The 20,403-nt window shown below is 73.4% G+C and carries 19 protein-coding genes; 5 read left to right on the forward strand and 14 right to left on the reverse strand.

Annotated elements, in window-relative coordinates; genetic code table 11:
- Positions 1–135: 135 nt before the first annotated feature.
- Entirely contained in the window at positions 136–510 is a 375-nt protein-coding gene (locus ACFY3C_RS19140) for a DUF2795 domain-containing protein (RefSeq protein ID WP_386576052.1), read from the forward strand.
- A 74-nt stretch (positions 511–584) separates the two neighbouring features.
- On the opposite strand, the gene ACFY3C_RS19145 is transcribed toward ACFY3C_RS19140, so the two are convergent.
- The 3 genes from ACFY3C_RS19145 to ACFY3C_RS19155 form a co-directional block, all read right to left on the reverse strand.
- The gene (locus tag ACFY3C_RS19145) at positions 585–872 is read right to left on the reverse strand and encodes a DUF6158 family protein (protein ID WP_386576053.1); all 288 of its coding nucleotides are present in this window, start codon (positions 870–872) and stop codon (positions 585–587) included.
- A 126-nt stretch (positions 873–998) separates the two neighbouring features.
- A complete protein-coding gene (locus ACFY3C_RS19150; RefSeq protein WP_390771568.1) occupies positions 999–2,618 on the reverse strand; it encodes an ABC-F family ATP-binding cassette domain-containing protein in 1,620 nt (539 codons plus the stop codon).
- 341 nt (positions 2,619–2,959) lie between these two features.
- Positions 2,960–3,616 (reverse strand): histidine phosphatase family protein, encoded by a 657-nt coding sequence (locus tag ACFY3C_RS19155; protein WP_390771569.1) that lies wholly within the window; start codon positions 3,614–3,616, stop codon positions 2,960–2,962.
- A gap of 72 nt (positions 3,617–3,688) precedes the next feature.
- Between ACFY3C_RS19155 and ACFY3C_RS19160 the strand changes: the two genes are divergently transcribed.
- Both ACFY3C_RS19160 and ACFY3C_RS19165 read left to right on the forward strand, forming a co-directional pair.
- Entirely contained in the window at positions 3,689–5,182 is a 1,494-nt protein-coding gene (locus ACFY3C_RS19160; protein WP_390771570.1) for a bifunctional phosphatase PAP2/diacylglycerol kinase family protein, read from the forward strand.
- Between the two features lie 125 nt (positions 5,183–5,307).
- Complete coding sequence (locus tag ACFY3C_RS19165) at positions 5,308–6,180, forward strand: class I SAM-dependent methyltransferase (RefSeq protein WP_390771571.1); 873 nt, start codon at positions 5,308–5,310, stop codon at positions 6,178–6,180.
- Here the strand turns inward: ACFY3C_RS19165 and ACFY3C_RS19170 are convergent.
- The 4 genes from ACFY3C_RS19170 to ACFY3C_RS19185 form a co-directional block, all read right to left on the reverse strand.
- Positions 6,141–6,797, reverse strand: a complete 657-nt coding sequence (locus tag ACFY3C_RS19170; protein ID WP_390771572.1) for a GvpL/GvpF family gas vesicle protein — start codon at positions 6,795–6,797, stop codon at positions 6,141–6,143. The two genes, ACFY3C_RS19165 and ACFY3C_RS19170, sit on opposite strands and share 40 nt — an antisense overlap.
- 53 nt (positions 6,798–6,850) lie before the next feature.
- Complete coding sequence (locus tag ACFY3C_RS19175) at positions 6,851–8,698, reverse strand: transketolase (RefSeq protein ID WP_390771573.1); 1,848 nt, start codon at positions 8,696–8,698, stop codon at positions 6,851–6,853.
- Positions 8,695–10,011 carry an NAD(P)/FAD-dependent oxidoreductase gene (locus ACFY3C_RS19180; protein ID WP_390771574.1) on the reverse strand — a complete coding sequence of 439 codons (1,317 nt, stop codon included), beginning with the start codon at positions 10,009–10,011 and terminating at the stop codon, positions 8,695–8,697. Before ACFY3C_RS19180 ends, ACFY3C_RS19175 begins: the two co-directional genes overlap by 4 nt.
- 116 nt (positions 10,012–10,127) lie before the next feature.
- Positions 10,128–10,535, reverse strand: coding sequence for a phage holin family protein (locus tag ACFY3C_RS19185; protein WP_390771575.1), 408 nt, complete (start codon positions 10,533–10,535; stop codon positions 10,128–10,130).
- A gap of 92 nt (positions 10,536–10,627) precedes the next feature.
- Between ACFY3C_RS19185 and ACFY3C_RS19190 the strand changes: the two genes are divergently transcribed.
- Positions 10,628–10,975, forward strand: a complete 348-nt coding sequence (locus ACFY3C_RS19190; protein WP_386576063.1) for a VOC family protein — start codon at positions 10,628–10,630, stop codon at positions 10,973–10,975.
- 13 nt (positions 10,976–10,988) lie between these two features.
- On the opposite strand, the gene ACFY3C_RS19195 is transcribed toward ACFY3C_RS19190, so the two are convergent.
- The 3 genes from ACFY3C_RS19195 to ACFY3C_RS19205 form a co-directional block, all read right to left on the reverse strand.
- Positions 10,989–12,950: a DUF5107 domain-containing protein gene (locus ACFY3C_RS19195; RefSeq protein WP_390771576.1), complete on the reverse strand. Its 1,962-nt coding sequence runs from the start codon at positions 12,948–12,950 to the stop codon at positions 10,989–10,991.
- Positions 12,951–13,021: 71 nt separating this feature from the next.
- Entirely contained in the window at positions 13,022–13,573 is a 552-nt protein-coding gene (locus ACFY3C_RS19200) for a GNAT family N-acetyltransferase (RefSeq protein WP_390771577.1), read from the reverse strand.
- 113 nt (positions 13,574–13,686) lie between these two features.
- Positions 13,687–14,487 carry a multicopper oxidase domain-containing protein gene (locus ACFY3C_RS19205; RefSeq protein WP_390771578.1) on the reverse strand — a complete coding sequence of 267 codons (801 nt, stop codon included), beginning with the start codon at positions 14,485–14,487 and terminating at the stop codon, positions 13,687–13,689.
- A gap of 72 nt (positions 14,488–14,559) precedes the next feature.
- Between ACFY3C_RS19205 and ACFY3C_RS19210 the strand changes: the two genes are divergently transcribed.
- Positions 14,560–15,153, forward strand: a complete 594-nt coding sequence (locus ACFY3C_RS19210) for a hypothetical protein (protein WP_390771579.1) — start codon at positions 14,560–14,562, stop codon at positions 15,151–15,153.
- Between the two features lie 60 nt (positions 15,154–15,213).
- Here ACFY3C_RS19210 and ACFY3C_RS19215 read toward each other — a convergent pair whose 3' ends face one another.
- From ACFY3C_RS19215 to ACFY3C_RS19230, 4 genes are read right to left on the reverse strand one after another with little or no spacing between them, the layout of a single operon-like run.
- On the reverse strand, positions 15,214–16,137 hold the full coding sequence (locus ACFY3C_RS19215) for an LD-carboxypeptidase (protein WP_390771580.1): 924 nt from the start codon (positions 16,135–16,137) through the stop codon (positions 15,214–15,216).
- Entirely contained in the window at positions 16,134–18,098 is a 1,965-nt protein-coding gene (locus ACFY3C_RS19220; RefSeq protein ID WP_390771581.1) for an LpqB family beta-propeller domain-containing protein, read from the reverse strand. The genes ACFY3C_RS19215 and ACFY3C_RS19220 overlap by 4 nt, the downstream gene beginning before the upstream one ends.
- A gap of 3 nt (positions 18,099–18,101) precedes the next feature.
- Positions 18,102–19,406 (reverse strand): M20/M25/M40 family metallo-hydrolase, encoded by a 1,305-nt coding sequence (locus tag ACFY3C_RS19225; RefSeq protein ID WP_386576070.1) that lies wholly within the window; start codon positions 19,404–19,406, stop codon positions 18,102–18,104.
- On the reverse strand, positions 19,399–20,232 hold the full coding sequence (locus ACFY3C_RS19230) for a M55 family metallopeptidase (protein ID WP_386576071.1): 834 nt from the start codon (positions 20,230–20,232) through the stop codon (positions 19,399–19,401). The genes ACFY3C_RS19225 and ACFY3C_RS19230 overlap by 8 nt, the downstream gene beginning before the upstream one ends.
- Between the last annotated feature and the right edge of the window lie 171 nt (positions 20,233–20,403).

The following is a 20,403-nucleotide window of genomic DNA, read 5'->3' on the forward strand; positions in this document are numbered from 1 at the left end:
GGCCCCATTCGCGGGACGCGAACGGCCTAACGGGTGACCCCACGACAAGCGGCCGCCGAACGGCTCCGCACAGGTTTTCCGCCCCCCACGCAGGTGACTCGGTAGGTGCTGGCCTTCGACCCTCTGGAGGAAGTCATGCAGCGAGGCAGTGACCGACTGAGCGTCCACCGGGACGACGAGATGAAACACGAGCTGCAGGAGCTGCTCAGGTCAGGGCACCCGACACGCACCGAGGAATGGGCCGATCCGGAGCCGACCGCCGACGACGACCCGGAGGTCTGGAGCGGGCCGGTGGGCGGTCTGGGATCTCCTGCGTCGCTGGAGCGGGTACGACTGGCGCTGGCCCGGAACCTGAACCGGCACGCCTTCCCCGCCGACGCCCACGAGCTGGCCCGGGCGCTGCGCCGGGGCAACGCACCGGGCGCGCTGATCGACGCGGTGGCCGGGCTGCCGCGCTCGCAGCGGTACGCCAACGTGCAGCAGCTGGCCGAGGCGCTGGTGGGCGTCTGACGAGCCGGGACCGGAGCGGTGAGCGCGCCGGGAAGAGCAGGTGAGGCCGAACGCGGGCGGCACCTGGGGGCTCCTCAGGTGCCGGACGTGCCCGGAGTCACCGCCTCGCCGCAGCCGCGCTCCCGTGCGCCCTCGCGGGTGCGGCCCGAGCTGACGAGGCGGCGCGGGTTGCGGCGCAGGTACTCGCCCTCGAGCTGCGCCATGCGCTCGTTGTGGGCCCGCAGCGCGTCGTTCGATCCGTACAGGAGGGTGTCGTGACGCGTGCGGTGGATCGTCTCCAGCTCCTTCATGAGCTGCTGGTCGTCCAGTCGGCTGGGGTCGACTCCGGTCATGGTGGCACCCCGCTCGTCGTGTTCGTTCATCCGGTTCGGCTACCCGCCCGGCACGCACTGCCCCCGAGCGTTTCCGGGAGGGAGCCGTGGAGCTCGCATTCCTGAGTCCACTGTACGAACATCCGGCTCCCCGGGCCCTCCGGCGGAGCCGCCGGGCTAGCGGGCCCGTTCCACCCGGCGTTCGTCCCAGACCGGCTCCGGGGTCTCGCGGACGCGGCCGTCGCTGCCGAAGACCAGGAAGCGGTCGAAGGAGCGGGCGAACCAGCGGTCGTGGGTGACCGCGAGGACCGTGCCCTCGAAGGCCTCCAGACCCTCCTGGAGGGCCTCGGCGGACTCCAGGTCGAGGTTGTCGGTCGGCTCGTCCAGCAGCAGCGCGGTGACTCCCTGGAGTTCCAGCAGGAGGATCTGGAAGCGGGCCTGCTGGCCGCCCGAGAGCCGGTCGAAGGGCTGCTCGGCCTGGCCGGTCAGCTCGTAGCGGCGCAGCCGGGACATGGCCGCGCCCCGGTCCTGCGCGTGTTCCTTCCACAGGATGTCGAGCAGGGTGCGGCCCTCAAGCTCGGGGTGGGCGTGGGTCTGGGCGAAGTGGCCGGGGACGACCCGCGCGCCGAGCTTCCACTTCCCCGTGTGCGCGACCTCGTCGCCGGCGAGCAGCCTGAGGAAGTGCGACTTGCCCGAGCCGTTGGAGCCGAGCACGCCGACCCGCTCGCCGTAGAAGACCTCCAGGTCGAAGGGGTTCATCAGGCCGGTCAGTGCCAGCTGCTCGCAGGTGACGGCCCGCACGCCGGTACGGCCGCCCTTCAGCCGCATGGTGATGTCCTGCTCGCGCGGCGGCTCGGGGGGCGGGCCAACCTCCTCGAACTTGCGCAGGCGGGTCTGCGCTGCCTGGTACCGGGAGGCCATCTCGTGGCTCACGGCGGCGGCCTGGCGGAGGTTCAGCACCAGCTTCTTCAGCTGGGCGTGCTTCTCGTCCCAGCGGCGGCGCAACTCCTCGAAGCGGGCGAAGCGTTCGCGGCGGGCCTCGTGGTAGGTGGCGAAGCCGCCGCCGTGCACCCAGGCGTCGGCGCCGGCCGGGCCGGGCTCCACGGAGACGATCTTCTCGGCGGCGCGGGCGAGGAGTTCGCGGTCGTGGGAGACGAACAGGACCGTCTTGCGGGTCTCCTTCAGCTGCTGTTCCAGCCAGCGCTTGCCGGGCACGTCCAGGTAGTTGTCCGGCTCGTCGAGCAGCAGGACCTCGTCGGTGCCGCGCAGCAGCGCCTCCAGGACGAGACGCTTCTGCTCGCCGCCGGAGAGGGTGCGCACCTGCCGCCACTGGGCCCGCTCGTACGGCATGCCGAGGGCTGCGGTGGTGCACATGTCCCACAGGGTCTCGGCCTCGTAGCCGCGTGCCTCGGCCCAGTCGGCGAGGGCCTGCGCGTACTGCAGCTGGGCGGCCTCGTCGTCGACGGTCATCATGGCGTGCTCGGCCCTGTCCACGGCCTCGGCCGCCGCACGGATGCGGGGCGTGGCGACGGAGACGAGCAGGTCACGGACGGTCGTCTCGTCCCGTACGGAGCCCACGAACTGGCGCATCACGCCGAGGCCGCCGCTGACGGTGACCGTGCCGCCGTGCGGTTTCAGTTCGCCGGAGATCAGCCGGAGGAGGGTTGTCTTTCCCGCGCCGTTCGGGCCGACCAGGGCGACGGCGGCGCCTTCCCCGACCCGGAACGAGACATCGCCGAGCAGCGTCCTCCCGTCGGGGAGGTGGTACTCGAGGTGCGCGGCTTCCAGATGTCCCATGAGGAGGCATTCTGTGGGGCGCCGCCGACCTGGGGCAAACGCTTATACGACGCACTCCGACAGCGCCTGCCTCATCGCACCGGCACACCCCGACGTCACCAGCCCCGTCAGCCCGCCGCACTCCGACGGCGCCAGGCCCTCATCCTTGGGCGCTCCGTCGGCGCCAGCCCCCTCGTCTCGTCCCGACGCGCTCCGACGGCGCCAGGCCCTCGTCCCGACGCGCTCCAGCGGCCCCTGCCCCCTCACCCCGCCACACTCCGACAGCACCAGCCCCTCGTCCCGGCACATTCCGACGGCGCCAACCCCCCTCAACCCGCCGCACACCGACGGCCCCAGCCCCCTCAGCCCGTAGCCCCCACCGGCGCCCCGGCCGGGCCGCCCTCGCCCGCCGGTTCGACCGTGGCGCCGGCCCAGGACAGGGCCTTGAAGCTGTCGGACGGGGAGCCCTCCAGGATCACCACGCCGGTGTTCTCCAGCGGGCGGGCGGCGGCGAAGGCCACGTCGACGTTGTCGGCGCGGGTGGCGGTCCACATGCGGATGGCGGCGCCGTGGCTGATCACCGCGACGCTCCCGGCGCCGCTCGCGACGGCCTCGGCGATGACGGCGTCGTACCGGGCCAGGACCTCCTCGCCGTTCTCCCCGCCGGGGATCCTGAGCGTGGTGTCTCCGGCCGCCCACGCGAACACCGTGCGCATGTAGCGCTCGCCCTCCGGGGAGTCGCCGGGCACCATCTCCAGGTCGCCGGCGGAGATCTCGCGGATGCCGTCGCGGACGATCACCTCCAGGCTGCGGGCTGCGGCCAGCGGGGCGGCCGTGAGCCGGGTGCGGATCAGGGTGGAGGCGTAGAGGGCCTCGATGTCCTCGTCCGCGAGCGCTGCGGGCAGGGCGGCGGCCTGCGCCTCGCCCAGCGGGGTCAGGCCCGGGCCGGGTACGGCGGTGTCCAGCAGACGGTCCAGGTTGGACGGGGTCTGGCCGTGGCGGATGAGCAACAGACGCATGGCAGGGGCCCTCCGGGTGTCGATCATCGCCCGCCGGTCAGGAAACGTCCGGTTCAGGGTACCCGGCACCCTATGAGCCCAGACGTCGATCTCACGGTTGCCGAGCCCGGCCCGCATCCCCTGCGCCAGCGGCTGCTCGCGCTCGACAGCCGGCTGTTCGAGTTCGCGGCGGACCAGCACTGGCCGTTCGCCGAGCCCGTGCTGCCGCGGCTGAGCCGGAGCGCGAACCACGGCGTGCTGTGGTTCGCGACGGCGGCCGCGATGGCGGCGAGCCGTACGCCGCGGGCCCGCCGGGCGGCCGCCCGCGGGCTGGCGTCGCTGGGCCTGGCCTCGCTGGTCATCAACACGCTCGGCAAGCGCTCGGTGCGCCGCCCCCGGCCCGTCCTGGATCCGGTCCCGCTGGTCCGGCACCTGAAGCGGCAGCCGATCACCACGTCGTTCCCGTCCGGTCACTCCGCGTCGGCGGCCGCGTTCGCGACCGGCGTCGCCCTGGAGTCGCCCGCGTGGGGCGCGGCGGTGGCTCCCGTCGCCTGGTCCGTCGCGCTCTCCCGCGTCTACACCGGCGTCCACTTCCCGAGCGACGTGCTCGTGGGCGCCGTTCTGGGCGCGGGTGCCGCGTTCGCCGTACGGGGCCTGGTGCCGACTCGCGCCCAGGTCGTGCCGCCGGCCCGGCCCCGCGCCGAGGTCCCGGCGCTGCCGGACGGGGCGGGGCTGGTCGTCGTGGCCAACGCCGGCTCGGGCACCGCGGACCGCGTGCGCACCCTGCGCCTCGGCCTGCCGCGCACCGAGGTCGTCGAGTGCGAACCGGAGGATGTGTCGGTCGAGTTGGAGAAGGCGGCGGCGCGTGCGCGGGTGCTCGGCGTGTGCGGCGGGGACGGGACGGTGAACGCGGCCGCCGAGGTCGCCCTGCGCCACGGCCTGCCGCTCGCGGTGCTGCCCGGCGGCACCCTGAACCACTTCGCCTACGACCTCGGTGTGGAGGACGTCCGCGGCCTCGCGCGGGCGGTCCGGCGGGGCGAGGCGGTGCGCGTGGACGTCGGCCGGTTCACCTGCGGCGACAGGCGGGGCATCTTCCTCAACACGTGCAGTCTGGGCGTGTATCCGGAGCTGGTGCGGGAGCGGGAGCACTGGTCGCGCCGGATCGGCGGCTGGCCGGCCGGCGTGCTCGCGGCACTGCGCGTGCTGCGCGCGCACGGGCATCCGATGGAGGCCGAATTCCGTGGCCAGGTACGCCCGTTGTGGCTGCTGTTCGCCGGGAACGGCACCTACCACCGGATGGGCCTCGCCCCCGGCCGCCGCGTCGACCTGGCCGACGGGCAGCTCGACGTGCGGGTGGTGCACGGCGGCCGCCGCCCGGCACTGCGCCTGCTGGCGGCGGCGCTGGCCGGCCCGCTGACCCGCTCCCCCGCGCATGCGGCGGTCCAGGTGAGCCGTCTGCACATCGCGGGTGTGGCACCCGGCACGCTCTTCGCCCACGACGGCGAAGTCACCGAGGTGGCAGGTGAAGTGACGCTGGAGAAGCTCCCCGAAGCGCTCACGGTGTACCGCCCACTGCACGGTCTCTGACACCCAGTCAGTCCACATCTCAATACACAGTTCTCACTATTCGACATGCAGACATACGGTGAGGCGTAGCGACAGAAGCTCGGACCAGAAGCTCGGACCAGAAGCTCGGACAGGGGAGTTCAGTCATGCCGACATCGCAGGAGACCGCCGTCTACACGCACGGGCACCACGAGTCGGTGCTGCGGTCGCACACCTGGCGGACCGCCGTCAACTCCGCGGCCTATCTGCTCGGTTCGCTGAAGCCCCACATGAAGATCCTGGACATCGGCTGCGGCCCGGGCACCATCACCGCCGACCTGGCGGAGCTGGTCCCCGACGGCCATGTCACCGGCGTCGACCACGCGCCCGGGATCCTGGAGCAGGCCCGGGAGACCGCGGCCGGACGCGGCCTGGCCAACGTGGACTTCGCGGTCGCCGACGTGCACGCCCTGGACTACCCCGACGACACCTTCTGCGTGGTCCACGCCCACCAGGTGCTCCAGCACGTGGGCGACCCGGTGCAGGCGCTGCGCGAGATGCACCGGGTGACGAAGCCGGGCGGGTCCATCGCCGTACGCGACGCGGACTACGCGGCGATGACCTGGTATCCGGCGGTGCCGGGCCTGGACGACTGGCTGGACCTGTACGAGCGGGTCGCCCGGGCCAACGGCGGCGAGCCCGACGCCGGGCGCCGGCTGAAGGCCTGGGCACTGGCCGCGGGCCTCACCGACATCACGGCCACCTCCGGCACCTGGACGTTCGCCACCCCCGAGGAGCGGTCCTGGTGGAGCGCGCTGTGGGCGGACCGCACCCTCGCCTCGGCCTACGCCGACCGCGCCACGCAGGGCGGACACGCCACGGCGGAGGAGCTGCGGGCGGTGTCGGAGGCGTGGCGCGAGTGGGGCCGGCGGGAGGACGGCTGGTTCACCGTCCTGCACGGGGAGATCCTGTGCCGCAAGGAGACGCGAGGAGACGGCGGTCACGGCTCGTCGTCGCTGAACTCCCCGGAGAACGAGTAGGCCGCCCAGGGCCCGGTGAGGTGCACCCGCACTCCGGGCACCTCGGCCTTCGCGCGGTCCACCAGCTCCACGAACTCCTCGGAGTCTGCCCGGCGCACCAGATAGGCCGCGTCGAGTGTTCCGGCGGGCGCGGGGTGCAGCCGGGAGTCCTCGGCGTGCCGGGAGAGCCGCTCGTGCAGGGCCCGGGCGGGCGCGGCGGGCTCGCCGGCATCGCTTTCGCCGCTTTCGACATGGGCCCTGACGCGCCACTCCACCCGGCCCTCCAGCCGGTCGAGGACGCGCCGGAAGTCGTCCTCGCGGGCCTCGACCATCGTCCGCACCCCGCTGTCGTCCCGGAAGACGGTGACGGGTCTGAGCGGCAGCGGGGTGGTGACGGTGGTGAGCGCGTCGATCACACCCCGGTGGGCGCGGGTGGTCGCGTCCAGCCAGTCGTGGTCCTCCCGGCGGGCGCGCAGCGCCTCCTCGCAGAAGTCGCTCTCCGGGACGGTGCTGACGACCACGACCAGCCCGTGGTGGTGCAGCAGCGCCGGCGGGGCGCCTCCGATGCCGGTCAGCTCGGCCTGCAGGGGCGCTCCGAGCGGGCGGCAGACGGCGTAGACGTAGCGCAGTCCGGTCATGGGGCCTCCTTCGGCGGGCTCGGCCGCGTCATGGACGGATGGGCGTGCCTCGCTCAGCGCACAACCGCCTCCTCGACCAGCAGTTTCGCAGCTGTCGCGATGCCCGCGGCGTCGATGCCGGCCGCGTGCAGCTGCTCGTCGGGCGCTGCCGAGCCGGGCATGGTGCGCACCGCGAGCCGGACCAGCCGGGGCACGGGCCGGGCGTCGGCGAACGCCTCCGCGACGGCGTCGCCGAGGCCGCCCTGCTCATGGTGGTCCTCGACGGTCACCAGACAGCCGGTCTCCTCGGCGGCCCGGCGCAGGGTCTCCACGTCGACGGGCTTGACCGAGTACAGGTCGACCACCCGTACCTCGATGTCCTCCTCGGCGAGCCGGTCGGCTGCGGCGAGCGCCTCGTGCACGGTGACGCCGGCCGCGACGAGCGTCAGCCGGTCCCGCTCACCGGAGCGCAGCACCTTGCTGCCGCCGACCGGGAACTCCTCCTCGGGGCCGTAGATCACCGGGGTCGCGCCGCGCGAGGTGCGCAGGTAGCGGATGCCGTCGAGTCCGGCCATCTCCGCGACCAGCCTGGCGGTCTGGTTGGCGTCGCACGGGTACAGCACGGTCGAGCCGTACAGGGCCCGGAACATCGCCAGGTCCTCCAGGCCCATCTGCGAGGGCCCGTCCTGACCGATCGCGACCCCCGCGTGCGAGCCGACCAGGTTGATGCCGGCGCCGCTGATCGAGGCCATCCGCAGGAAGTCGTGGGCGCGGGTGAGGAACGCCGCGAAGGTGGCGGCGTACGGCACCCAGCCGCGGGCCGCGATGCCGACGGCCGAGGCGACGAGCTGCTGTTCGGCGATGTAGCACTCGAAGAAGCGGTCGGGGTGCTCCTTGGCGAACACCTCGGTACGGGTGGAGTCGCCGACCTCGCCGTCCAGGGCGACGACGTCGCCGCGCGCGGTGCCGAGCGCCGCGAGGGCCTTGCCGAAGGCGTCCCGGGTGGCGACCTCGTCCCCCTTGTCGTAGTGCGGCAGTCGGACGACCTCGGTGGTGAGGGAGCGGAGCGTCGCGGCGGCGGGCGGCTCGCCGACGCGGACGCGCAGATCGCGCGGTCCGCCGAGTTCGGCGACGGCCTCCTCGGGTTCGGGCAGCGGCTTGCCGTGCAGGCCCTCGCGGTCCTCGACCGAGGCGACGCCCTTGCCCTTGAGGGTGCGGGCGAGGATCACCGTGGGCTGCCCGGTCCGCGCCACCGCCTCGCCGTAGGCCCGGTCGATCGCCTCGACGTCGTGTCCGTCGGCCTCGATGGTGTGCCAGCCGAAGGCCGCGAAGCGGCGGGCGTAGGCGTCCAGGTCGTGGCCGTGCCGGGTCGGGCCGCGCTGGCCGAGCCGGTTGACGTCCACGATCGCGGTCAGGTTGTCCAGGTGCTCGTACGCGGCGTGTTCGGCGGCCTCCCACACCGAGCCCTCGGCCAGCTCGCTGTCCCCGCACAGCACCCACACCCGGTAGCCGACGCGGTCCAGGTGCTTGCCGGCCAGCGCGATACCGACACCGACCGGCAGGCCCTGGCCGAGCGAGCCGGTGGCCGTCTCCACCCACGGCAGCCGCCGCGGGGTCGGGTGCCCTTCGAGACGGCTGCCGATCCTGCGGAAGGTGACCAGCTCGCCGTCCTCGATGACACCGGCCGCCTTGTAGGCGGCGTACAGCAGCGGCGAGGCGTGTCCCTTGGAGAGCACGAACCGGTCGTTGGCGGGGTGTTCGGGGCGTTCGAAGTCGTAGCGCAGATGGTGGGCGAGCAGGACGGCCATCAGATCGGCGGCGGACATCGAGGAGGTCGGATGCCCGGAGCCCGCCGCGGCGGCGGCCCGCACACTGTCTACGCGCAACTGCTGGCCGAGTTCGGCGAGTTCGGCGGTGTTCATGAGTCTCCTTCGGGGGGTTGCTGGGGAGCGGGCTGGGGCGCGGCCTCCGCCTCCAGGGGCACCGCCCCGGACCGGACGAGGCCCAACTGGACGGCCTGGCGCGGGAGTACGGCGTCCAGGAGCCAGTCGGCGGCGACGCGGACGCGGTTGCCGGGCAGCGCGGCCAGGTGATAGCCGCGGGTGACCGCGCCGGCCGGCAGCCCGGAGAGCGGGATGCCGAGCGGGTTGGCGGCGGCCCGGACGCCCCCGAGGTCGACGGCGAAGCCCAGGTCGCGGTGGCGGTAGGCGCGCCGGCGCCGGCCGAGGCCGAGCGAGGCGGCCACGTTCTCACCGGCCACCCGGCCCTGCCGCCAGGCGTGCTGGGCCGTCATGGGCGTGAACTCTCCCGGGTGCTGCAGATCCGGTACGGCAGCCGCGTCCCCGCAGGCGAACACGTCCGCGTTCCCCGGCACCTGGAGGTAGGGATCGACGATCAGCCGGCCCCGCTCCAGCGGCTGTCCGACGACCTCGACCAGCGGATCCGGCCGGACCCCGACGCACCACACCAGGGTCCGTGACTCGACGAACTCTCCGTCGGTGAGCAGCACCCCGTCCCGGGTGGCCTCCTTCACGGAGGTCCCCGTCCGTACGTCGACGCCGCGCGCCCGCAGCGCCCGGTCCGCCGTGCGGGAGAGCCGCTCGTCCAGCTCCGGCAGCACCCGGGGTGCGGTGTCCAGCAGGACCCAGCGGGGCCGCCCGGCGTGGTGCCGGCGCGCGAGGCTGTCGGTGAGCAGCTGCATCTGCGCGGCCACCTCGGTGCCGGTGTAGCCCGCGCCGACCACGACGAACGTGCACCGGGCGGCGCGGACCGCGGGGTCGTCGGCCGTGGCGGCCAGCTCCACCTGCCGGGTCACGTGGTCGCGCAGGTACAGGGCCTCGGGCAGCCCGCGGAACCCGTGTGCGTGCCGGGCGACGCCCGGGATCGGCAACAGCTTGTTGACGCTGCCGACGGCCAGCACCAGCCGCTCGTAGCCGACCACCCCGCTGCCGCCCTCGGGGTCCGTGTAGTGGACGGTGCAGCCGTCCAGGTCGACACCGTGCGCCTCGCCGAGCAGCAGCCGCACCCCGCGCAGGGTGCCGGGGAGCGACACGGTGACCCTGCGGGGCTCCAGAAGCCCGGCGGCCACCTGGGGCAGCAGGGGCAGATACAGGAAGTAGTCGGTCGGGTTGAGCAGCGTGATCAGGGCACGGCCCCGGGTCACACGGGCGAGGGTGCGAGCGGCCCGGTACCCGGCGAAACCGGCGCCGACGATCACGACGCGTGGTCGACTCACGGTGTGCCTCCGGCGGTGTGGCTCCTCCGAGGCTTTCCGCGTAACCGGGGCCGCGCCACCCAAACGCCGCTCACCTCACCCGGACGCCGGTGCGGGTCGGTCGTGCCCTGCGGGGGTCAGGCCCGGTGGTGCGGGCCCTCGGGGTCGATGTCCGGCCGGAGGGGGGCCTCGGACGGCATCGGCGGGTACGGCGTGCCGGGTCCACCGGGCGGGGCGGCGGCCGCATGCGGGCGCTTCGGGTGGGCGGCGCCGCGCAGCACGTAGGCGATGACGCCGAGGAGCGCCGCGGTGATCAGCGCGGCGGCCCAGCCGGGCAGGCCTGTGGCGAGGCCGAGGCCCAGCGCGAGCGCGAGCGCGCCGCCCGCGTACAGGGCGGCGGCGCCCGAGGCGGCGTAGAGCAGGGCGGTGCGGCGCTGTCTGCGGGTCTGCTCGCGCAGCTCGTCGCGCACCGTCTCGCGTGCCACCTGAGCCAGCTCTTCGACGAGGTGCTTGTCCAGATGTTCCAGGTGATCCATGTGCTCCATGAACTGCGGGTACCCGCCGCACACGATGCGTAACAGCGTCGGCCACGGCCCAGGCCTGTGCGCGCCCGCCCGCCCCAACTAGGCTCGTCCGCATGGAGATTCTGGGCGCCTCGCTGCGCATCTGCGTCGACGACCTCGAAGCCGCGATCCCCTTCTACGAGCGTCTCGCGGGCGGCAGAGCGCTCCGGTTCGAACGCGGGGGCGTGCAGGTCGCCGCGATCGGCTCCTTTCTGCTGATGAGCGGTCCCGAGGCCGAGCTGGAGCTGCTGCGCAAGGTGGCGGCCACGATCGCCGTGAAGGACGTGGAGGAGGCCCACCGGCTGCTCACGGAGCTGGGCGCCCGGATCGTCGCGGGGCCGGTGCCGACGCCGGTGGGCCGGAACCTGCTCGCGGTGCACCCGGACGGCTCGGTCTTCGAGTACGTCGACCACGGCGGCTGAGCCGCACGGCCGCTCAGGTCGTGTCCGGGCGCATCCGGAAGTCGAAGCGGGCGGGCAGGGGCTCGTCGGTGAGCCGGGCCCACAGCCGGCCGATCACCTCCGCGCCCTCCCGCAGGTCGGCGACCTCGAAGCCCGTGTCGAAGACGGCCCGGGCGTCGGCGCGCCGCCCCTCGGCGAGCAGCAGCTCGGCCTCCAGCAGCCGGAACCGGCCGCGCCGCCGGACGGCGGGCAGCAGCCGCTCCCACACCGCGCGGGCGTCCGCCGTCCGCCGGGCCCTGAGCAGCGCCTCCAGGGCCTCCCGGCCGAGCGCGGCCACGGCGGCCGTCCAGGCCTCGCCGTCGTCGCGTCGCTCGCGGCACAGGTCGTCGAAGGCCTCCGCGTACCGTTCGGCGGCCCGCTCGTGGTGGCCGGACTCCTGGTCGGCCACGGCGAGGCAGCGCAGCAGGGGCCACAGGGACGGGGCGAGCGGGAGGGCGCGTTCCCAGCTGCGGACCGCCTGGGCGCGGTCGCCGGCGTGCCACTGGGCGACGCCGAGGTGGTACTCGGTGTGCGGGGTGGCGGGCGTGGTCTCCAGCATGTCCCGCCAGTGCGGGGCGACCAGCGTCTCACCGGGCGGCCGGACCCGGCGCGGCTCGGGCAGGGAGCCGGTGCGCAGCAGCTCCCGCCAGGGCGCCTGTGCCTCGCCGAGGGTGGACTCGGGGAAGGGTGTGCCGGGCAGTTTCCAGTCGGCGCGCAGGACTTCGAGCGCGCCCCAGCCGGAGCCGGTGGCCAGGATCTCGCCGGGTTCGGTGTCGGCGTACGGCTTCCAGGCCGCGTGCGCCTCCTCGACGCGGGCGCGCGGCAGCACCGCGGCGAGCCGCTCCTCGGCGCCCTGGACGACCGCCGCCCACTCGTCCTCGGCGGACGAGTCGAGCGGGCCGTACGCCTCCAGCCAGGACACCTCGCTCTCCGGCTCCAGCCGGACGTGCTCCAGCTGGGTGCGGGCGAGGCCCGCCTGGATCTCGCAGTAGCCGCCGGTGCCGGGCTCGGTCAGCCACTGCTGCCAGCGCCGGCCGCCGGGTCCGCTGCCCCACACGAACAGCTTGCGGCCGCGCAGCACGTCGGTGGAGGTCTGCACCAGCCCGTGCCCGTCCGCGTCCAGCGCGGCGATCCAGCGGCGCCGGGCGTCGGGCACCTCGTAGAAGTAGTCGGCGGCGTAGGGGCTGTTGAGGGGGTGGGTGCGGTCGATGCCGTCGTACGAGGGGACGGGCACCCGGCGCAGGTGGCGCTCGTAGCCGAACTGCCAGGCCTCCTCGGCCGGGGCGAGGATCCGGCGCTCCTCGGGCACGGCGATGTTGGACCACCAGTACGTGGGCACCGGGCGCTCGTGCGGATTGCGGATCCGGACGCCGACGTACAGGAAGTCGGAGCCCTCCGGGAGCCACAGGTCGACCTGGAAGGGCAGGTCGCGCAGCCGTTCCCACTCCCACAGGCGCAGCATCTCGCCGCCGTCGGGGGCGGAGACACGGGCGGCGTGCAGGGGGGCGCAGGAGAGGGTGGTATGGCCGGTGGCGCCGATGTTCCACTCGATGCCGCCGGAGTACCAGGCGCCGTTGAGGGCGAAGTCGGCGGGCTGGAACACCGGGTTGCGGTAGAGGAGTTCGCGTCCGGTGGGCAGGTGGACCAGGGAGACGATCCGGCCACCGAGGCCGGGCAGGACGGTGGCGCGCAGCCGGTCGTTCTCGATCACCAGGGCGTCGAAGGTGCGGGGCTCGCGGGTTCTGCCGTACCCGTCACGGACGCGCACCGGCAGCAGGCTGTGCAGTGGCTCGTAGCCGAGCTGCCGGGCCATGTCCCGGGGCATGTCGTCCCGTTCGCGGCCGTCGATGCGGTGGACCTCGTCGAGCTGCCGGAGCGGGGGCAGGGGGTTGTCGGGTCCCAACTGCGCGGCGGGCAGGGTCAGTACCTCACGTCGGATCCTCGTCACGTCGACCATGGAACCCGGGGTGCGGGAAGTCGGCCAGGGGCGCTGCCGGTCAGGATTGCGCAAAGGCGCTCGGACAGGCCCTAGGCGGGGTCGCGCATCTCGGCGGTGAGTGCCCAGCGTTCATGGTCCCGCCAGGCCCCGTCGATGAAGATCATGTCGGGTGAGAAGCCCTCCAGGCGGAAGCCGGCGCCACGGGCCAGTGCGATGGAGGCGGTGTTGTCGGGCTGGGCGTTGATCTCCAGCCGGTGCAGCCCCAGCGGTCCGAACGCGTACCCGATCACCAGGTCGAGGCCCTCGCGCATCAGCCCCCGGCCGGCCGCGTGGGCGAAGGCGCCGTAGCCGAGGGCGCCGCACTGGAAGCCGCCGCGGACGATGTTGTTGATGTTGATGAACCCGGCGATGTCCCCGGTGTCCTTCTCGCACACGAGGAACCCGGCGCGGCTCGGGTCCTTGATGAGCGGGCCGGCGTAGGTGGCGTAGCCCTCGTCGGTGTCCGGCGGGAACAGCCACGGCCGGTGCAGGTCCTTGCTCTCCCTGGCCCGGGCGGTGAACTCGGGACCGTCGTCGAGGGTGAAGGGGCGGATGCCCACGCGGGGGCCTTCGGCGAGGTAGCGGGATGCGGTGTGCGGCATCCCGCCAGCCTACGTGTACCGGTCGCAGCGCGAGCTGGAGAGCCGCTGCCCTGGCTCTCTCGACAGCTACGGGTCTCAGTGGTTCCCGCCGAACACCCGGGCCAATCGATCCGTCAGTGACCGTGGCCGCCGCCGTGGTCGCCATGGCCGTCGATCGTCCACGGGCGCATCAAGTCGTCGTCTTCGTGTTCGAGAATGTGGCAGTGGTGGATGTACGTCGCCGGGAGCTCGGTACCGCTGCCCGGAATCGACGCGATCGTAGCCGTCGGCGGGGTGAATTCCTGAATGATGATTCTGGTCACCGTCTCCGGACAGGACTTGAACGTGTCCTTGCTGGACCGCACTTCGTCCGGGTCCGGCGGAATCGGCGGGCCGGTGAAATAGTTCTCCAGCACCGGCAGATCCTTCGGTTTGCGGCCACCGTCGATCCACTTTTCGTAATCCGCGTTGTAGGCGGCCGCGTCGATCGGCTGCCTCTCCAACACCTGGAAGTTGACGAGGTGGACATGCATGGGGTGGGCGTCGTGGTTGGGATTGATGTACTCCCAGATCTCGGTCGAGCCCTCCTTGATGAAGTCCTGGGACGGCTCCATGAACGGCACCGCGTTGAACGTCATGGACCTGAAGAGCTTGTGCTGGTACACGACCCATTGCCGCCGACGGGTGTGCGGTTTCGGCTTGACGGATGCGACTTTCGGCAGCCTGAGTTCCTTGGGCGGCCTCGTCCTGTCCGCGCCTCCGGACAATGGTTTGGTGACCCGGAACTCCATGATTTCCCGGATTTCCGGTCCCTCGCCCGGCATGCCGGGGTAGTGGACCGGCGCGTGGTAGTTCGTCAGTCTGACATTCGTGCCCATGGGCACCTGGCTGAAGTCGATGATCAGGTCGTACCGCTCGGCTGTCAGGCTGAACACAGGTAAGCCGTGCGAAGGCCCGAAGGGGCCTGCCGTCGGACACTGATGGCCCCGAGCCAGGCAGGCGAGAGCATGGACGACCGCAGCCGCCCAGACGCCCAGGGCTCCGTGCCCACCGGCGCGGACCGGGGAGCCGGCAATCGGGCCGGGGTGCTGGGCACCGCGCTCGCCGGCGTGCTCGCATTCGCGCTCGCCTCCGGCTCGTGGCAGTGGTTCTCCTCCTACATCGGCGTCACACTGCTCGCGGTGATCCTCTCCTTCACCCGCCCGCCGGTCCCCACGCCCGGCGCGAGGTCCGCGTACGTGCGGTGCCTGACGGCCTACTCGCTGGTCGTCGGCCTGTGCGTGGCCCTCGCGGTGGCCCCCGCCATGCAACGCTGGGCCTGGTTCTTCCCGATGCCGGGCACCCGCACCAAGTGCGCCCACCTGGGCAGCTACGCGGCGATCCAGGCGCAGGCCGCCCTGAGCGACCTGGACGGCCAGGACGGCGCCGCACTGGCGTACGCGCAGAGCGACGAGAGCCAGCACGCCGTCAACGACTGCCTGGCGTCCACGACGACGCTCTGGCTGCCGGTGTACGCGTTGGCGGCGGCCCTCCTGGCGGCGCTCGGCACCTGGCTGGTGAGCAGGGCCGGCGCGAGACCGACGACTGCCGGGCAGCGGTGAGAGGTTCCCGTCGCGTCAGCCCCGCGCCTCCACCACATCCGCCAACACGAAAAAGGAATCTCAGCGCAGTGCGGGCTCCTCCAGTGTCAACGTGCCCGCGCCCGCGTCGAGTTCGGCCGCGACGCCGAAGGGGATGGTCAGCGCGCCCTCGCAGTGACCGAATCCGAACTCCTCGGCCACGGGGACACCCAGCGGGCCGAGGCGGTCGGCGAGCATGGGCCGCACCCGCTCGTAGGGATCGCACTCCGCCCAGGAGCCGAGCAGCACCCCGCGCACCCCGTCGAGCCAGCCGGCGCGCAGGAGTTGGGTGACGTAGCGGTCCAGCCGGTACGTCTGCTCGCCCACGTCCTCCAGGCACAGGAGCCCGCCGCTCGCCGACGGGCGGGCGTGCGGGGCGCCGCGTTCCGCCGCGAGCAGGGAGAGACAGCCGCCGAGGGTGACCCCGCGGGCCCGGCCGGGGACGAGGGCCGTGCCGCCGGAGGCAACGGTGCGCACGGCCTCCGGCTCGAAGAGCGTGGACCGCAGATGCGCCTGGGCCCGCTCGTTCTTGATGAAGTCGATGCCGGCCGCCATCGGCCCGTGCAGGGTGGCGAGGCCGAGGCGGGTGGCGAAGGCCTCGTGCAGGACGGTGATGTCGCTGAATCCGACGAACACCTTCGGCTCGGCCACCCGCATGGCCTCCCAGTCGAGCAGGTCGATCATCCGCTGGACGCCGTACCCGCCGCGGGCGCACAGGACCGCGTCCACCGCCGGGTCGCACCAGGCCCGCTGGAAGTCGGTGGCACGGTCGGCGTCCGTGCCCGCCAGGTAGGGGAACTCGCTGTGCCGGTCCAGCACATGGGGTGCGGCCACCGGGTCGAGGCCCCAGCCGCGCAGCACGTCTAGCCCGGCCTGCAGCCGCTCCTCGGGCACCGGCCCGCTGGGGGCCACCACGGCCACGCGTGCCCCGGGGGCCAGCCGGGCGGGCCGCACCAGCTCTCTCACGTGCGCAACTCCAACTCCGGGATACCCGGCACATCCAACTCGAACACCTGAGCGTACAGGGACAGCTCGGCCTCCAGCGCGCGGACCATGGTCTCGGCGCGACGGAACCCGTGCCCCTCCCCCGCGAAGGTGAGATAGGCGTGCGGCACGCCCCGGCCCTCGATCCCGGCGAGGAAGCGCTCGCACTGAGCGGGCGGGCAGATCACGTCGTCCAGGCCCTGGAGCAGCAGGAAGGGCGCGGTGAGCCGGTCGGCGTGCGCGGTGGGCGAACGCTCGGCGTACCGCGCGGGCACCTCGGTGAGCGGGCCGATCAGCGACTCCAGGTACCGCGACTCGAAGTCATGGGTCTCCCCCGGCCCCCAGGTGGCCAGGTCGAGGACGGGGTAGACGATGGTGCCGCAGGCGTACACGTCGGTCGTGGTCAGGGAGGCGGCGGTGGTCCAGCCGCCCGCGCTGCCGCCCCGGATCGCGAGCCGGGCACGGTCGGCGGTGCCCTCCTCGGCGAGGGCGAGGGCGACGGCCGCGCAGTCCTCGACGTCGACCACCCCCCACTGTTCGCGCAGCCGCTCCCGGTAGGCGCGGCCGTACCCGGTGGAGCCGCCGTAGTTGACCTCGACGACCCCGATGCCGCGCGAGGTGAAGTAGGCGATCTCCAGGTCCAGCACGAGCGGCACCCTGCTGGTGGGGCCGCCGTGCGCCCAGATGACGTAGGGCGGCAGCTCGCCGTCGCGGGCGGTGCGGCGCGGGTGGTGCGGCGGGTAGACGTGGGCGTGCACCTCGCGGCCGCCGGGTCCGGTGAAGGTGCGGATCAGCGGCTCGGGGTAGTACGCCGGGTCGACCGGATCCCGGTGCCGGGCGCCGATCGCACGGGCGCGTCCGCTCCTGATGTCCAGCTCGACCACTTCGTACCCGGTGCGCGGGCTGGCGCCGACCGCGACGACCCGGCCGCCGTCGGCCGCGAGGCTGGGCGCGAACTCGGTCCAGGGTCCGGCGGCGTCGACCACCTCGCCGGACTCCGGATCCAGTATCCCGAGCGCCGTCGCGCCCCGACCGTGGACGACCGCGATCAGCCCGTTGTCCAGCGGCGCGAACCAGCGCAGGCCGAGCTTCCACAGCGGCCCGGCGAACTCCTCCTCGCGCGGGCACAGCGGGGTGCCGTCCCGGTACAGGTTCCACCAGCCGCCACGGTCGCTGGCGTACAGGAGACGGCCGGCCGCATCCCACTCCACCTGCGCGACGGCCTCCTGCGGCCCGCCCGCGACCGGGCGAACGGTGTGCAGGGTGCCGTCGTCGCCGACCTCGCCGACGAGCAGTTCCGTGCCGTCCCACGGCATCCGCGGATGCTCCCAGGCCAGCCACGCGGCCCGGCGCCCGTCGGGCGAGAGCCGGGGGCCGGTGACGAACCGGTGCCCTGCGTCGGTGAGTTCGCGTACGGCGACCCGGTCGTCGGCGGCCGAGCCGTCCAGCGGTACGGCGGCCAGGACGCGCCGTACGTCGTCCGGGCCGTCCCCGGTGAACTCCTCCAACACGCACCACACTTCGCCGCGGGCCAGGTCCACCTGCGGCTCCGCCCAGCGCAGCCCGCCGCCCACCGGGGAGAGGGGGGTCAGCGGGCGCGGCTCGCCGCCGGGCTCGTACCGGTACAGGCGCTGGTCGGCGAAGTGCGTGAACACCACCAGGGGCCCGTCGTCCCGCATCACCCCGGTCCAGGGCAGGCCGCCGTACTCGATGACCCGGCTGCGCACGTTCCACGGCGCGGCCAGCAGCGACTCCTCCCTGCCGTCGGCCAGCCGCCGCACCAGCGCCCGGCGGCCGCCCTCGGCGGGCCGGGGTTCGGTCCACCAGACCTCGTCCCCGACGAAGCCCACCCACTCCGGGTGCCCGTCGTGCGCGGCGGCCAGCGCCGCGTCGATGGGCGAGGGCCAGGAACCGTACGCCTGCTTGTGCACCTCGTCCCCCATCGCCTAGGCCGTCCGCAGGAAGTGGTCGAGCACCCGGACGCCGAAGTGCAGCGCCTCCACGGGGACGCGCTCGTCGACGCCGTGGAACAACGCCTGGTAGTCGAGGTCCTCGGGCAGCTTCAGCGGCGCGAAGCCGTAGCCGGTGATGCCGAGCCGTGAGAACTGCTTGGCGTCGGTGCCGCCGGACATGCAGTACGGCACCACGTGCCCCTCAGGGGCGAACTCCTTCACGGCCGCGCTCATCTTCGCGAAGGTCGGCGAGTCCACGGACGCCTGCAGGGCGACCTCCCGGTGGTGGAACTCCCAGTCCACGTCCGGCCCGGTGAGCCGGTCGAGGGTGGCGATGAACTCCTCCTCGTCGCCCGCCAGATAGCGCCCGTCCACGAAGGCGACCGCCTCCCCGGGGATCACGTTCACCTTGTAACCGGCGTCCAGCATGGTCGGGTTGGCGCTGTTGCGCACGGTCGCCTCGACCAGCTTGGCGGCCGGGCCGAGCTTCTCCAGCAGCCCGTCCACATTCCGGAAGTCCGCTTCGAAGCCGTACAGAGCGGCGAGTTGGGTGAGCGCGGCCCGGACGGTCGGGGTGAGCCTCAACGGCCACTCGTACTCGCCGATGCGGGTGACGGCGGCGGCGAGCCGGGTCACCGCGTTCTCCTTGTTCACCTTGGAGCCGTGTCCGGCCCGGCCACGCGCGGTGAGCTTCAGCCAGCCGGTGCCGCGCTCCCCTGCTGCGATCGGGTAGATGTGCCGCCCGGAGCCGTCGTGGAAGGTGAAGGCTCCGGACTCGCTGATGCCCTCCGAGCAGCCCTCGAACAGCTCGGGATGCCGGTCGGCGAGGAACCCGGAACCGTCCTCGGCGCTGGCCTCCTCGTCGGCGGTGAACGCGATGACGATGTCGCGGCGGGGCCTGATGCCCTGCCGGGCCCAGGAGCGGACGACCGCGAGGATCATCGCGTCCATGTTCTTCATGTCGACGGCGCCGCGCCCCCACACGACACCGTCGCGGATCTCGCCCGAGAACGGGTGCACGCTCCAGTCGGCGGCCTCGGCCGGCACCACGTCCAGATGGCCGTGCACGAGCAGGGCGTCGGCGGACGGGTCGGTGCCCGCGATCCGGGCGACGACGTTGGTCCGCCCCGGCGTCCGCTCCAGCAGCAGGGGTTCCAGGCCGGCTCCGGCCAGCCGCTCGGCCGCGTACTCGGCGGCGGGCCGCTCCCGGCAGTCGCCGCCGCCCCGGTTGGTGGTGTCGATCCGGATCAGGCCGGAGGTGAACTCCACGACCTCGTCCAGCGCCTGCTCGTCAGCCATACTGCTCCTCCACCGCGGCCGAGACGATCGTGGTGACCGCCTTGAAGGTCCTGATTCCCTCGTACATGGTGTCGCTGGTGTACGCCACCTTCCGCTCGCCGATGCGCGCGACACCCGGGACGACGGTCGCCGCCATCGCCAGGTGCTCGGCGTCGAACTCGACGGCGACGGTGAACGGCCCGCCGTGCACGGGCTCGTGCCGGACGGCCAGCCGCGCGGCCTCCTTGGCGGCGGCGCGGATGTCGGTGGCGGTCCGGGACGGCGTACGGCACACCGCCGCATACCGGGACACATGGTCCTTGACCGCGACCTTCAGCGCCTCGGGCGCGTACCCGAGGGCGTCCTCACAGGCCAGGTCGTCGCCGGTGACGAGCACGACCGGTACGCCGTACTCGGCGACGACATGCGCGTTGAGCAGGCCCTCGCTGGCGCGGACGTCGTTCACCCACACCCCGGTGATCTGGTTCGCCAGGTAGGTGTGGGCGAGGACGCCCTCCATGCCGGCGCCCGCGTGGTAGCCGACGAACGCGATGCCGTCCACGTCACCGTGCTGCACGCCCTCCACCATGGACAGCGCCTTGTGCCGCCCGGTGAGCATCTCGACCCGCTCGTCGAGCCGCTCCAGCAGCAGGTTGCGCATGCTCCAGTGGGCCTCGTTGACGAGCACCTCGTCGGCGCCGCCGTCGAAGAAGCCCAGCACGGCGGCGTTCACGTCCGAGGTGAACATGGACCGGCACCGCTCCCACTGCGGTGTGCCCGGGAGCACGTCGGCCGGCCAGGTGACACCGGTGGCACCCTCCATGTCCGCACTGATCAGGATCTTCATGCCCGGCACGTTACGCGTCCGGACCGGGCACAGGCTACGACGGGGCCGCGGGGGGGCCGCGGCGGCCGCCCCCCCCCGCCCCCCCCCCCCGGGGGGGGCGGGGGGGGGGGGCCCCCCCCCCGCCCCCCCCCCCCCCCCCCCGCCCCCGCCGGGCGGTGGCGGTGGCGGCGC

Origin of the sequence: Streptomyces sp. NPDC001410 (assembly GCF_042895235.1) — a bacterium.
Taxonomy (GTDB): domain Bacteria; phylum Actinomycetota; class Actinomycetes; order Streptomycetales; family Streptomycetaceae; genus Streptomyces.

Excerpts from the sequence above, each read along its gene's own strand:
- ACFY3C_RS19200 (WP_390771577.1), bottom strand. The coding sequence starts at position 13,573 with ATGCCGCACACCGCATCCCGCTACCTCGCCGAAGGCCCCCGCGTGGGC.
- ACFY3C_RS19185 (WP_390771575.1), bottom strand. The coding sequence starts at position 10,535 with ATGGAGCACATGGATCACCTGGAACATCTGGACAAGCACCTCGTCGAA.
- ACFY3C_RS19220 (WP_390771581.1), bottom strand. The coding sequence starts at position 18,098 with ATGGGGGACGAGGTGCACAAGCAGGCGTACGGTTCCTGGCCCTCGCCC.
- ACFY3C_RS19150 (WP_390771568.1), bottom strand. The coding sequence starts at position 2,618 with ATGGGACATCTGGAAGCCGCGCACCTCGAGTACCACCTCCCCGACGGG.
- ACFY3C_RS19140 (WP_386576052.1), top strand. The coding sequence starts at position 136 with ATGCAGCGAGGCAGTGACCGACTGAGCGTCCACCGGGACGACGAGATG.
- ACFY3C_RS19190 (WP_386576063.1), top strand. The coding sequence starts at position 10,628 with ATGGAGATTCTGGGCGCCTCGCTGCGCATCTGCGTCGACGACCTCGAA.
- ACFY3C_RS19165 (WP_390771571.1), top strand. The coding sequence starts at position 5,308 with ATGCCGACATCGCAGGAGACCGCCGTCTACACGCACGGGCACCACGAG.
- ACFY3C_RS19175 (WP_390771573.1), bottom strand. The coding sequence starts at position 8,698 with ATGAACACCGCCGAACTCGCCGAACTCGGCCAGCAGTTGCGCGTAGAC.
- ACFY3C_RS19170 (WP_390771572.1), bottom strand. The coding sequence starts at position 6,797 with ATGACCGGACTGCGCTACGTCTACGCCGTCTGCCGCCCGCTCGGAGCG.
- ACFY3C_RS19155 (WP_390771569.1), bottom strand. The coding sequence starts at position 3,616 with ATGCGTCTGTTGCTCATCCGCCACGGCCAGACCCCGTCCAACCTGGAC.
- ACFY3C_RS19230 (WP_386576071.1), bottom strand. The coding sequence starts at position 20,232 with ATGAAGATCCTGATCAGTGCGGACATGGAGGGTGCCACCGGTGTCACC.
- ACFY3C_RS19145 (WP_386576053.1), bottom strand. The coding sequence starts at position 872 with ATGAACGAACACGACGAGCGGGGTGCCACCATGACCGGAGTCGACCCC.
- ACFY3C_RS19195 (WP_390771576.1), bottom strand. The coding sequence starts at position 12,950 with ATGGTCGACGTGACGAGGATCCGACGTGAGGTACTGACCCTGCCCGCC.
- ACFY3C_RS19160 (WP_390771570.1), top strand. The coding sequence starts at position 3,689 with ATGAGCCCAGACGTCGATCTCACGGTTGCCGAGCCCGGCCCGCATCCC.
- ACFY3C_RS19210 (WP_390771579.1), top strand. The coding sequence starts at position 14,560 with ATGGACGACCGCAGCCGCCCAGACGCCCAGGGCTCCGTGCCCACCGGC.
- ACFY3C_RS19225 (WP_386576070.1), bottom strand. The coding sequence starts at position 19,406 with ATGGCTGACGAGCAGGCGCTGGACGAGGTCGTGGAGTTCACCTCCGGC.